At 67.3% G+C, this 12,369-nt stretch carries 12 protein-coding genes; 8 read left to right on the forward strand and 4 right to left on the reverse strand.

The genetic code is table 11. The annotated features are described in order from the left end of the window. From OG394_RS06435 to OG394_RS06445, 3 genes are read left to right on the forward strand one after another with little or no spacing between them, the layout of a single operon-like run. On the forward strand, positions 1 to 594 hold the full coding sequence (locus OG394_RS06435) for a TetR/AcrR family transcriptional regulator (RefSeq protein WP_328994001.1): 594 nt from the start codon (positions 1 to 3) through the stop codon (positions 592 to 594). Next, entirely contained in the window at positions 594 to 2,327 is a 1,734-nt protein-coding gene (locus OG394_RS06440; protein WP_328994002.1) for an ABC transporter ATP-binding protein, read from the forward strand. Before OG394_RS06435 ends, OG394_RS06440 begins: the two co-directional genes overlap by 1 nt. Continuing rightward, positions 2,324 to 4,330, forward strand: coding sequence for an ABC transporter ATP-binding protein (locus OG394_RS06445; RefSeq protein ID WP_328994003.1), 2,007 nt, complete (start codon positions 2,324 to 2,326; stop codon positions 4,328 to 4,330). The genes OG394_RS06440 and OG394_RS06445 overlap by 4 nt, the downstream gene beginning before the upstream one ends. A gap of 127 nt (positions 4,331 to 4,457) precedes the next feature. Here the strand turns inward: OG394_RS06445 and OG394_RS06450 are convergent, their stop codons facing one another. Next, positions 4,458 to 5,171 carry an alpha/beta hydrolase gene (locus tag OG394_RS06450; protein ID WP_328994004.1) on the reverse strand — a complete coding sequence of 238 codons (714 nt, stop codon included), beginning with the start codon at positions 5,169 to 5,171 and terminating at the stop codon, positions 4,458 to 4,460. A gap of 189 nt (positions 5,172 to 5,360) precedes the next feature. On the opposite strand from OG394_RS06450, the gene OG394_RS06455 reads away from it, so the two are divergent. The 3 genes from OG394_RS06455 to OG394_RS06465 are packed head-to-tail and all read left to right on the forward strand — an operon-like array spanning position 5,361 to position 6,741. Then, positions 5,361 to 5,795, forward strand: a complete 435-nt coding sequence (locus tag OG394_RS06455; protein WP_328994005.1) for a DUF3995 domain-containing protein — start codon at positions 5,361 to 5,363, stop codon at positions 5,793 to 5,795. 2 nt (positions 5,796 to 5,797) lie between these two features. After that, a complete protein-coding gene (locus OG394_RS06460) occupies positions 5,798 to 6,289 on the forward strand; it encodes an RNA polymerase sigma factor (protein WP_328996806.1) in 492 nt (163 codons plus the stop codon). Further along, the gene (locus OG394_RS06465; protein WP_328994006.1) at positions 6,286 to 6,741 is read left to right on the forward strand and encodes a hypothetical protein; all 456 of its coding nucleotides are present in this window, start codon (positions 6,286 to 6,288) and stop codon (positions 6,739 to 6,741) included. Before OG394_RS06460 ends, OG394_RS06465 begins: the two co-directional genes overlap by 4 nt. Before the next feature lie 41 nt (positions 6,742 to 6,782). On the opposite strand, the gene OG394_RS06470 is transcribed toward OG394_RS06465, so the two are convergent. Together OG394_RS06470 and OG394_RS06475 are read right to left on the reverse strand one after the other, a co-directional pair. After that, a complete protein-coding gene (locus tag OG394_RS06470; protein WP_328994007.1) occupies positions 6,783 to 8,006 on the reverse strand; it encodes a M20 metallopeptidase family protein in 1,224 nt (407 codons plus the stop codon). Continuing rightward, on the reverse strand, positions 8,003 to 8,941 hold the full coding sequence (locus tag OG394_RS06475) for a 5'-3' exonuclease (RefSeq protein WP_328996807.1): 939 nt from the start codon (positions 8,939 to 8,941) through the stop codon (positions 8,003 to 8,005). The genes OG394_RS06470 and OG394_RS06475 overlap by 4 nt, the downstream gene beginning before the upstream one ends. A gap of 71 nt (positions 8,942 to 9,012) precedes the next feature. Here OG394_RS06475 and OG394_RS06480 point away from each other — a divergent pair, with 71 nt between their 5' ends. Continuing rightward, positions 9,013 to 9,453 (forward strand): Lrp/AsnC family transcriptional regulator, encoded by a 441-nt coding sequence (locus tag OG394_RS06480; protein ID WP_328994008.1) that lies wholly within the window; start codon positions 9,013 to 9,015, stop codon positions 9,451 to 9,453. A 176-nt stretch (positions 9,454 to 9,629) separates the two neighbouring features. Here the strand turns inward: OG394_RS06480 and OG394_RS06485 are convergent, their stop codons facing one another. Next, the gene (locus tag OG394_RS06485) at positions 9,630 to 11,105 is read right to left on the reverse strand and encodes a KamA family radical SAM protein (RefSeq protein WP_328994010.1); all 1,476 of its coding nucleotides are present in this window, start codon (positions 11,103 to 11,105) and stop codon (positions 9,630 to 9,632) included. A 187-nt stretch (positions 11,106 to 11,292) separates the two neighbouring features. Here OG394_RS06485 and OG394_RS06490 point away from each other — a divergent pair, with 187 nt between their 5' ends. Further along, the gene (locus tag OG394_RS06490) at positions 11,293 to 12,366 is read left to right on the forward strand and encodes an L-erythro-3,5-diaminohexanoate dehydrogenase (protein WP_328994012.1); all 1,074 of its coding nucleotides are present in this window, start codon (positions 11,293 to 11,295) and stop codon (positions 12,364 to 12,366) included. Positions 12,367 to 12,369: the final 3 nt, after the last annotated feature.

Genomic DNA, 12,369 nt, shown 5'->3' on the forward strand with positions numbered 1-12,369 from the left:
ATGAGCCCTCGCGCGCCGGCGATGACACCGGACGAGCGTCGTGCCGCCATCGTGGCCGCCGCGACGCCCTTGCTGTGCCAGTTCGGCAAAGACGTCAGCACCCGCCAGATCGCGGAAAGCGCGGGAGTCGCCGAGGGCACGCTGTTCCGCGCCTTCGGTAGCAAGGAGGCGTTGATCGAGGCCGTGCTGGCGGACGCGTTCGACCCGCTGCCGATCCACAGCGAGCTGCTCGCCATCGACCGGGACCTACCGCTGCGCGAGCGGATGACGGCCGCGATCGACGTACTGCAGGCCCGTCTGCGTGGTGTCTTCGGCCTGATCTTCGCGCTCCGGATGCACCGGCCGCCCGACCACGAGAAGCCGCGGCACGGGAATCTCGACGCGAACGAGATGATCCTGTCCGCGATGGCCTGGCTGCTCGAGCCGGATGCCGCCTCGTTGCGATACGAGCCGGAGGAGGTCGCCCGCCGGATCCGGCTGGTCACCTTCTCGGCCACCCACCCGCTGATTTCCGACGGTCGACCACTGGCCGCCGGGGAGATCGCCGACCTGTTGCTCGACGGTGTCCGCACTAACGAACCCGGGGACCACTGATGCTACTTCGCCTGTTACGCACGTACTTGCGTCCGTACGCCGGCAACCTGTCCATGGTCGTCGTCCTGCAACTCGTCGGGACGATCGCCTCTCTCTACCTACCCAGCCTGAACGCGAGCATCATCGACAACGGTGTGGCCAAAGGCGATACCGGCTACATCATGAGCCTCGGCGGTTGGATGCTGGCCGTCAGCCTGATCCAGGTCGTCTGCTCGATCGGCGCGGTCTACTACGGCGCCAAGACCGCGGCCGGCTTCGGCCGGGATGTGCGCGCTGCCGTCTTCCACCGGGTCGGCGAGTTCTCCGCCCGCGAGGTCGGGAAGTTCGGCGCCCCCACGCTGATCTCCCGTTCCACCAACGACGTCACCCAGGTCCAGGTGCTCGTGGTGATGACGTGCACGATGCTGGTCGCGGCTCCGATCACGATGATCGGTGGCGTCTTCATGGCCATCCGCGAGGACGTCGGCCTGTCCTGGCTGGTCGCGGTCGCCGTACCGCTGCTGGTGCTGTCGATCGGCCTGATCGCGCGCCGGATGGTGCCGCAGTTCCGCAAGATGCAGGTGAACGTCGACAACGTGAACCGGGTGCTGCGCGAGCAGATCACGGGCATCCGCGTGGTGCGCGCGTTCGTCCGCGAGCCGCACGAGGTGAAGCGCTTCGGCGAGGCCAACGAGTCGCTGACCGAGACCGCGCGTAATGCCGGTCGCCTGATGGCACTGGTCTTCCCGGTGGTCATGCTGATCCTGAACATCTCGACCATCGGCGTGCTGTGGTTCGGCGCTTCTCGCGTACAAGACGGGCAGATGCAGGTCGGTGCGCTCACCGCGTTCATGAGCTATCTGATCCAGATCCTGTTCTCGGTGATGATGGGGACGTTCGTGATGATCATGGTGCCGCGCGCCGCAGTCTGTGCCGAGCGGATCAGCGACGTGCTCGAGACCGAGTCGTCGGTCCGTCCGCCGGAAAGGCCGATGGGGGCGACGACTGGACGCGGCGAACTGGTCTTCGACCACGCCACCTTCCAGTACCCGGGTGCCGCCGAGCCCGTGTTGCGCGACATCAGCTTCGCCGCGCGGCCGGGACAGACGACTGCCGTCATCGGCAGTACGGGCGCGGGCAAGACGACCCTGCTGTCGTTGGTGCCGCGCCTGTTCGACGCGACCGGTGGTTCGGTCCGGGTCGACGGCGTGGACGTTCGCGACTTCGAGCCCGACGCGTTGTGGCGCCGGATCGGCCTCGTGCCCCAGCGTCCGTACCTCTTCTCAGGGACCGTCGCGAGCAACCTGCGGTACGGCAATCCCGACGCGACCGACGGGGAGCTGTGGGAGGCGTTGCGCATTGCCCAGGGCAAGGACTTCGTCGAGGCGATGGCGGAAGGGCTGAACGCACCGATCTCTCAAGGCGGTACGAACGTGTCCGGCGGTCAGCGCCAGCGGCTTGCGATCGCCCGGGCACTGGTCCGTAAGCCCGAGATCTACCTGTTCGACGACTCGTTCTCGGCGCTCGACCTGTCCACGGATGCCCGGTTGCGGTCCGCCCTCGCCCCGGTCACGGCCGACGCGTGCGTCGTAATCGTGGCGCAGCGGGTGTCCACCATCGTCGACGCCGACCAGATCGTGGTGGTCGAGGACGGCGCGGTGGTCGGCAAGGGCACCCATGACGAACTACTCCAGACCTGCCCGACGTACGTCGAGATCGTTGAGTCCCAGCGGTCCGCGGAGGAAGCAGCATGAGCGAAGAGACTGAGAAGCCGGCCGCGGGCGAGACCGTAGCCGCGACCCGGCGGCCGACGACTGGCTCCGGATTCGGCCCGCCACAGGGCATCCCGGGGGACAAGTCGATGACCTTCGGGCCCTCGGCCAAGCGACTGCTCAGGCGGTTGCGGCCGCATCGCGTCCAGGTCTTCGGCGTCATCCTGCTCGCGATCGGCAGCGTCGTACTGGCTGTGCTTGGTCCGAAGGTGCTCGGCTGGGCGACGGACATCATCTTCGCCGGGGCGATCGGCAAGGACCTGCCGGCTGGTACGACGCCGCAGCAGGTGGCCGACGCCGCCCGTGCCGAGGGCAACAATCGGTTCGCCGACCTGATCGAGGGGATGCGCGACCTGGTGCCGGGTTCGGGTGTCGACTTCGATGCCTTGCGCAACGTTCTGATGATCGCGCTGGCCCTTTACCTCGGCGCCTTCCTGTTGTCCTGGGCGCAGGGCTACATCCTGAACGGCGTCGTGCAGCGCACGGTCTACACGCTCCGCGAGGAGGTCGAGGCCAAGCTCAACCGGCTGCCGCTGAGCTACTTCGACGGCGCTCCGCGGGGTGAGCTGCTGAGCCGGGTCACCAACGACATCGACAACATCTCGACCAGTTTGCAGCAGACGCTGAGCCAGTTGCTCACCTCGCTGCTGACGGTGATCGGCGTCGTCACGATGATGTTCGTGGTGTCTCCGCTGCTGGCCCTGATCGCGCTGGTGACGATTCCGATCTCGATGGTGCTGACCGCCGCGATCGCCAAGCGGTCGCAGAAGAAGTTCGTCGCGCAGTGGATGCACACCGGCGCGCTGAACGGCCAGATCGAGGAAGCCTTCACCGGACACGAGCTGGTCAAGGTCTTCGGCCGCCAGAAGGAGGTGGAGGCCATGTTCGAGAAGAAGAACGAGGAGCTCTACCAGGCCGCCTTCGGCGCACAGCTGATCTCCGGCATCATCATGCCCGCGATGATGTTCATCGGGAACCTGAACTACGTCGTGATCGCCGTCGTCGGTGGCCTCCGGGTTGCCTCGGGCAACATGACCCTCGGCGACGTGCAGGCCTTCATCCAGTACAGCCGTCAATTCACCCAGCCGCTCACCCAGGTCGCCTCGATGGCGAACCTGTTGCAGTCCGGCGTGGCCTCGGCCGAGCGCGTCTTCGAGGTGCTGGACGCGAAGGAGCAGATCCCGGACGTCGCCGAGCCGGCCGTGGTTCGCGAGTCGCGTGGCCGGGTCGAGTTCGAGCACGTGGCCTTCTCGTACAGCCCGGACAAGCCGCTCATCGCCGACCTGAGCCTCGTCGCCGAGCCGGGACAGACCGTCGCGATCGTCGGCCCGACCGGCGCCGGCAAGACCACGCTGGTCAACCTGGTGATGCGGTTCTACGAGCTGAACGCGGGCCGCATCACGCTGGACGGCGTCGACATCACCGAGCTCACCCGGCATGACCTGCGGTCGCGGATCGGCATGGTGCTGCAGGACACGTGGTTGTTCGGCGGCACGATTCGGGACAACATCGCGTACGGCAATCTCGACGCGACCGAGGAAGACATCATCGCCGCGGCCAAGGCGACGTACGTCGACCGCTTCGTGCACAGCCTGCCCGACGGCTACGACACGATCATCGACGAGGAGGGCAACAACGTCAGCGCCGGCGAGAAGCAGTTGCTCACGATCGCCCGGGCCTTCCTGGCCGATCCGCAACTGCTGATCCTCGACGAGGCTACGAGTTCGGTGGACACGCGGACCGAGGTGCTGGTCCAGCGCGCGATGGCCGCGTTGCGATCCGACCGTACGTCGTTCGTCATCGCGCACCGGTTGTCCACCATCCGCGATGCCGACCTGATCCTCGTCATGGAGGACGGCCGCATCGTTGAACAAGGCAACCACAACGAGTTGCTCGCGGTGGACGGCGCCTACGCCCGCCTCTACGCCGCCCAATTCAGCGGCGCCGCCATAGACGTAGACGAGCCAGAAACCGCCCCCGTCTAAGGAGATCCCCTCGCACGAGTGGTCGCATCCGCCCCACCGCCGTTGGGTCAGACGTGACCACTCGTGAGGGGACAGGACGGACTCGGGTGTTTGCCATGGCCAGGGCCGTCCGCAGCCATGTCGGGCTTCAGCGTCCGAACGCCCAGGCCACCATCAGCGGGAACTCGGCTTGCCAGAAGGGGTCGCCGTGGTTTCCGGTCCGTTCGGTCATCACGAGGTCCGCATCGGCATCTCGCAGCGCGTCCGCCCACCGGGCTGCGTTCTCGAGGAACCACGGCTCCAGCGTTCCGGCGACAAGATAGGTGCGCGGAAGAGGGCTCGGCATCACAGCAGGCGGGCGGTAGCCGCCGCCGGGCGAGGCGCAGAAGACCGCTCCGTAGACGTCCGGATGCCGAAGCCCCATGGCGAGCGCGAGCTCTCCACTCGCCGACACACCGCACACCGCAGTGCGTTCGGCCGGCAACGTGACGTTGAAGCGCGACCGCACCCAGCTGCGGACGTCGTCAACGAAGAAGCTCTCGTGAGCCGCGAACCGTTCCTCGTCGAACGACGGCGAATACTCGCGGATGCGCGCCATCTCATCCTCATCGTCCGTCCGGTAGGCACCGACGATCATCGTGGGCGGTACATCGGCCGCCTCGAGGTGCCCACCCCACTGCGAGATCAGCTGACCGTCACCGGCGAACACGACCGCCTCAGGCGGTTCCGGCGGCACGTACACCGTGACCTGCCGGCCGCCGTCGTACTCGAACGTCTCGGTGACGAGCTCTCCCGCAATCGGATCAGCACGAGCTGGTTCCGGCGCCGATTCGGCACCACCGGCGCCCGCCTGGTCATCCATTGGTGGCCGCACCTCGATCTATCACGGTCGTAACCCTAGCGACGCGGGCCGCCCCACAACGAGAGCCGACTGGCTGTGCGCAGATGCGACCACTCGTGGAGGCTGGGATGTGAGCTCCTTCACGTCGGGGAACGTTTGGGGTAGTGGGGTCCTCTTCATGGCGTATCGGGCGTTTGGAGGAGGAGTGGGATGAAGGTTCGTGGGGCTGTGGCTGGGGTGCATGGGGTGTTGGCGCTGGTGCATGTGTATTGGGCGACGGGGGTTACTTGGCCGGCGGGGGATCAGCGGGTGTTGTCGGAAGCCGTGTTGGGGCGAGTGGTGTCGTTTGCGCCGGGGGTGGTGTTGCCGTTGGCTGCGTTGCATTTGGTGTTGGGGGCGGCTGTGTTGGCGAGTGGGCGTTATCGGGTCGCCAGGTTGGTGATGGGTGGGTTGGTGGCGGGGTTGGGCGCGCGGGCTGCGGCCGGGGTGGTTTGGGCGCTGGGGATCGGCGCTGATTTGGGGTCGGCGTTCTATTGGTTGAACTTGGTGGTCTATACGCCGGCGTGTTTGGTGTTGCTGGTGGCTGATCTGCGGTTGCTGTCGGCTGGGCGGGTCAAGGCCTTGGTGGGAGACTCTCGCGGGTGACGATGGAGTTGGGGGAGCTGGTGAGGGCGGCGCAGGGTGGGGACACGCTGGCGCTTAACGAGCTGCTCGATCAGTTGGCGCCGTACGTCGGGCGGATTTGCGGGCCGATCGCGTTGGGGAACGGCGCGGATGCGACGCAGGAGGCGTTGGTGGTGATCGTGCGGTCGCTGCGTACGCTTCGGGATCCGGCCGCGGTCTTCGGGTGGGCGCGGACCATCGCGGCGCGGGAGGCGGTTCGGGTCGCGCGGCGGGATGAGCGGCAGGTCCCCGGCGAGCTGGGCGAGCTGCCGGATCGCGGCGACCCGCAGTTGTCGGTTGACGTGCGGGATGTGTTGGCAAGGCTGTCGCCCGAGCATCGCGCCGTACTGGTGTTGCGCGATCTCGAAGGGCTGGACGAGCAGACGGCGGCGGCGCTGCTCGACGTACCGGCAGGAACGGTCAAATCCCGGCTGCATCGAGCGCGGGCGAGTTTCCGGAAGGCGTGGTCGTCATGACGCAGAACTGGCCAGCGGTCGAGTTGGACAACGTCCGCCGACTGCATGTGCTCGCGGCGGGTATCGCGGGAGCTGCTGTCACCGAGAGGGTGATCGACGCGCCGTTCGAGCGGGTCTGGGTGTTGTTGTCGGATCTACAGGGGGCGTTCGGGGAGATTCAGCCGGACATGCGTTCGCTGCGGGTCGAGCGACGCGAGGGGGAGCGAGTCACCGCTGTTGCGCAGAGCCGGTTCGGGATGCGGGCTCGACTGGATGGTGTGGTCAGGCCCGGGTGGTGTTGGTTGCAGAGCCGGTTTCTGCTTATCGGTATGGCCGCGACGCCCGAGCCTGGGGGAGGGACGCGCGTCGCGATGACCGGTGGCGTGAGGGTGCCGGGCCGGGCCGCGCTCGTGCCTATCGGCGTACGCCGCGAGGCTGAACGTGCGCTGGCCCGGCTGGCCGACAAGGTCTGACGCCGCGCAACGTCAGCCCCAGAAACGTCAACCCGAGAACGTCAACCCCGCTTGAGGCGGCGGATGGCGAGTTCGGCTAGGAGGGCGGAGGCGTCGGGGAGGATCGAGTCGTCGAAGTCGGCCTTGGCGGAGTGGTTCGCGGGGGCGTTCTCGTAGTCGGGTACGCGGCAGGCGCTGATGTTGACGTACGCGCCGGGGACCTCGTTCAGGACGAACGACATGTCTTCGGCGCCCACTCGCGGGTGGGGCCGCAGGCGGAACCGCTCCGGGCCGAACACGTCCACGATCGTGTCCCGCGCGAACTCGAACTCCGTCGGGTCGTTCACCGTGACGGGATATCCCAGCTGGTACTCGGCCTCGACGGTCAGACCGTGTGCCGTGGCGATGCCCTCCACCAGCCGTACGGCGGCCTCGGCCACGTTGTTCCGGGACTTCTCGGAGAACGTCCGGACCGTCGCGTCGAAGAAGGCGTCATCCGGGATGATGTTCTCCTTGGTGCCACCGGCGATCTTGCCCACCGTCAGTACGACGGGGTCGAACACGTTGAACTGCCGCGTCACCATCGTCTGCAACCCGGTCACCATCTCGCACAGCACCGGGATCGGGTCCTTCGCGCGATAGGGCTCGGCGCCATGCCCGCCCGCGCCGACGACCCGCACGTGCAGCTGGTCCGCGGCGGCCATGAACGGCCCGGGCCGGCTGCTCCACATGCCGCGTGGATTGCCCGCGGACTGGACGTGCAGGCAGTACGCCGCGTCGACCCGGCGTCCGGCTGCTTCCAGCACGCCTTCGCGGATCATGATCGGGGCGCCGCCGGAGGTCTCCTCGCCCGGCTGGAACATGAAGACGACGTCGCCAGCCAGGTTGTGCCGGAGCTCGTGCAGGATCCGCACGGCACCGACCAGACCGGCGGTGTGGAGATCGTGGCCGCAGGCATGCATATAGCCCGGGTGCTTCGAGGCCCAAGGCACGTCGACGTTCTCCGTGACAGGCAGGGCGTCCATGTCACCTCGGAGCAGTACGACAGGACCGGGGCCTTTGCCGCCGCGCAGGACCACTGTCACCGCGGACAACGTCTTGCCGAGGGTGATCTCGAGGCCGTCGAGATGTTCGAGGGCGTCGAGGACGAGTCGCTGGGTCTTCGGCAGATCCAGGTCGTACTCGGGGACCTCGTGCAGGGCCCGGCGCAGCGCGATCGTGTCCGGGCCGAACAGGTGCCCTAATTCGAGAGCAGTGCTCTCGTTTCTGACCGAGCGACTCGTCACTGCGGCTGGCCCATCGCGGGCAGGGGCTGGCCATTGAGCGCCATCATCACCCGCTGGGCGCTACCACCGAGGTCGAGGCGATCCACCAGCTCGAGCCACGCCTCGGGATGCTTGACCTCACCCGGCAGATGCGCGTCGAATGGTCCGACCGGCGCGTCCGTCGCCACGGCCACGACCTTCGGCGCGACGTCCAGGTAGTCGGCGGAGTCGAGGATCTTCCGTTTCACCGACGGCGACATCGGTGTGGCGGGATCGGCGGCCGCGGCCCGGATCGCGTCGAGATCGCCGTACGTCGTGATGAGCGAGGCGGCCGTTTTCTCGCCCACACCCTTCACACCCGGCAGACCGTCCGAGGCGTCGCCGCGGAGCGTGGCGAAGTCGGCATAGCGGTTGGCGGGGATCGTGTACTTCGCGAGCAGCGCCGCCTCGTTCAGCACGTCCGCCCGGCCGACGCCCTTGGCCGCGGTGTAGATGACCCGGATATCGCGCGAGTCGTCGATCAGCTGGAAGAGGTCCCGGTCGCCCGTCACCACGTCGACCGGCATCTGCGCGCGGTGGGCCAACGTGCCGATCACGTCGTCGGCCTCGTGGTCCGCTGCACCCACGATCGGGATGCCGAGGGCGTCGAGGCACTCGCGGATCAGCGGCACCTGCAGCTCGAGGCGGTCGGGCACGTCCTCGACCTGCTCGCCACCCTTGGCGACGTACTCGACCCGCTGCGCCTTGTACGACGGGATCAGCGCGACTCGCCAGGACGGGCGCCAGTTGTCGTCCCAGCAGGCGACCAAGTGGGTCGGGTGGTGGTTGTCGATCAGTCGCGCGATGAAGTCGAGCAGCCCGCGCACGGCGTTGGTCGGCGTACCGTCCAGGGCCTTCATGGTGTCGGGGACACCGAAGAACGCCCGGAAGTACAGCGAGGCGGTGTCGAGCAGCATCAACCGGTCGGGAGAGTCAGACATGGGCAAATGCTTTCATGCCCGGTACCGGCGGCAGTAGGGTCTCCAGGATGGAGGACCTGGATCGCAAGATCGTCGCCCTGCTCGCCACCGACGGCAGGATGAGTTTCACCGACCTCGGTAAGGCGACGGGCCTGTCGACCTCAGCCGTGCACCAGCGGGTGAAGCGGCTCGAGCAGCGCGGCGTAATTCAGGGGTACGTGGCAACGATCAACCACGACGCCCTGGAGCTGCCGCTGACCGCGCTGATCTCGATCCGGCCGATAGACCCGTCCCAGCCGGACGACTCGCCCGAGCGGTTGCGAGAGGTCCGCGAGATCGAGTCCTGCTACTCGGTCGCCGGCGACTCGAGCTACATCCTCATCGTCCGCGTCGCCACACCCGGCAAACTCGAAGAACTCCTCGCCGTCATCCGCGCCAAGGCCAACGTCTCCACCACCACGACGATCGTCCTCTCGACCCCGTACGAACGCCGCCCACCCGCCGTGTGACCCGGACCGCGCGCCCGCGAGCGCTTTCTTTGCGACGGCGAGCCCACCAGCACTTTTCTTTGCGACGAGTGGACGCGTTTTGCCGCTCGTCCGCTGCCTGTCAGGTGCAGGCTGCCTCGCTGCGGCAAAACGCGTCCACTCGTCGCAAAGAAAAGGCGGCTTGGCCGGCTGCGACGTCAGGTGATCTGGATCAGCTTCTGCGACTCCGAGGCGCCTCGGGACGCGGCGGCGCGGCGTTCGGCTTCGGCCAGGGAGTCGCCCGCGTGTTGCGTCCACCAGGCCTGGCCCTCGGCGGGAAGCGTGTCGATGGGGTCGTAGTACTCGTACTGCCGGTTCAACGCCTCCGGGTCCTGGTGCTCGATCCCAGTGCGGTAGTTCTTCCGCCAGTACGAAATCCCGCGCACCTCGTCGTACTCGTCCAGCTGGTGCACCCAGCGCTTACCGACATACGGCACGTCGCACACGATCCGCGGCGTAGCGAAGCCCGGGAGGTACCCGAGCATCCCGTGCTGCAAGTGCTGCGCGTCCCGGACCGATACCCGCCAGTGCTCGGAGAACGGGATCATGTCGCACATGTAGAAGTAGTACGGCGTGATGGTCGCGCCGTCGAGCAACGCGAAGCACAGATCCAGCAACTGCGGCACAGAGTCGTTAACCCCGCGCATCAGCACGCCCTGGTTCCGTACGTCGCGCAGCCCCGCCTCGAACATCGCCTTGGTCGCCTCGGCCACTAGAGGCGTCACCGACTGAGCAGCGTTGACGTGGGTATGCATGGCGATCATCACGCCACGCTCCCGGCCAAGACGCGCCACTCGCTCCACACCGGCCCGTACGTCGTCCGAGAGCCAGTGCTGCGGCATACCCATCAGAGCCTTCGTGGCGAGCCGGATGTCGCGGATGTTCTCAATCTCCAGCAGGCTAGTCAGGAACGACTCCAGCCGCGGCCAGGGCATATTCGCCACATCGCCACCTGACACGACGACGTCCCGGACGCCGGGGGAGCGACGCAGGTAGTCGAGCATGTCGTCCAGGCGCTGCTGCGGCTTGATCGTGAACTTCAGCTTCTCGATCACCGGCGTGGAGTTGCCGACGAGGTCCATCCGGGTGCAGTGACCGCAGTACTGCGGGCAGGTCGGCAGGATCTCCGCCAGCACCTTGGTCGGATAGCGGTGGGTCAACCCCTCCGTGGCCCACATCTCGTGCTCGTGCAGTGAGTCGCGCGCCGCGTGCGGGTGTGACGGCCAGTCGATCCTCCGATCGGTGAACACCGGCAGCATGTAGCGGCGGACCGGGTCCGCGTAGAACTCTTCGGTGTACGCCGATCCGGCCGCGGCACCAGCAGGAACGATCGTGTTGAGCATCTGCGGCGGCAGCAGCATCGACATGGTCGCGCGCTCGGCCTGGTCCCGCTCGAGGTCGGCGTACACCCGGTCCTCGAGCAGGTCGCCCATCACGTCACGCAGCTGCTTCACGTTCTTCACGCAATGCGAGCGCTGCCACTGGACGGATCGCCACTCCTCGTCCGTGACGTCCTTGTAGCCCGGCATCCGGGTCCAGTCCGGCTCCGTCAGTTCGACCCGGCTGTACGCATACGGCTGCTCAGCCAGTGAGTCGACGGCGGCGGTGACGGCCGGGTTGATCAGATCGGTCACGCGAGTCCTCCCAGGGGCTCCACGACGTGGTGGTTTCATGTGAGGATAGCGATAGAACGTCCTCTAGATGCAACAGTACGCCGCAAGATTTCCTCTCAACAACCGCAGAAGTAGTATTTTGCGCGGCCGTGAGGCGTAATGACGCAGACACCACGAACAGCCGAAAGACCTAGATACAGGAGGCGAAGTGCCGACCAGAGCCGGTTCACCCGTAGGCCTGCACCGGGTGCTCGAGCCCGCGGGCGTGCTGCCCCAGGCGGCGCAGCGCCTCGACCCGACGCCCGAGTTGTGGCCGGACGAGGTCCGCATCAGCGTCGAACGGCTCAACCTGGACGCCGCGTCGTACCGGCAGTTGGCCGAGGCGCACGGCGGTGATGGCGAGCGAGTGAAGAAGGCCGTGCTCGACATCATCGAGGCGCGCGGCAAGATGCAGAACCCGGTCACCGGATCGGGCGGCATGCTCGTCGGCGTGGTCGACGAGGCCGGCCCGGAATCGCCTCTCGGCGTACGCAAGGGAGACCGGGTCGCGACCCTCGTCTCGCTGACGCTGACGCCGCTCCAGATCACCGACGGTCTGGCGCGTTGGGACGGCGGGAGCGAGCAGGTTCCGGCCGAGGGGCACGCCATTCTGTTCGCCCGGTCGATTGTCGCGAAGCTGCCCGATGACCTCGCGCCGGAGCTGTCGTTGGCCGTGATGGACGTCTGCGGCGCACCTGCGCTGACCGCTCGGATAGTGCAACAGTATGTCGACAAAGGCATAAAGCCTGTCGTGTCAGTAATTGGCGCCGCAGGTAAGAGTGGCTCGCTTTCGCTGGCCGCGGCCGGCCGGGCCGGAGCCGTCCGGACGATCGGCGTCGTGCCGTTCGAGCGTGAGGCGCAGAGCATGCAAGCCGCCGGCCTGGCCGACGTGGTGACCATCGCGGATGCGCGCGATCCGGTCGCGTTGGCCAAGGCGGTCGAGGAGGCTGGCGGACCGGCCGACATCACCGTGGTCTGCGTGGACGTGCCCGGTTGCGAGCATGGCGCCGTACTCGCCACAGCCGCTGGTGGCACGGTCATCTTCTTCTCGATGGCGACGTCGTTCTCGGCGGCGGCCCTTGGTGCCGAGGGGCTCGCGGCGGACGTGACGATGCTCGTCGGGAACGGCTATGTGCCGGGACATGCCGACTATGCGATGGAGCTGCTGCGGACCGAATCCGGCGTACGGCAGCTGTTCGAGGCGAGGCTGGCGGCCGAGGCGGAGCGCGAGAGGCAGGATTAGCTC

Source organism: Kribbella sp. NBC_01245 (assembly GCF_036226525.1).
Lineage (GTDB): Bacteria > Actinomycetota > Actinomycetes > Propionibacteriales > Kribbellaceae > Kribbella.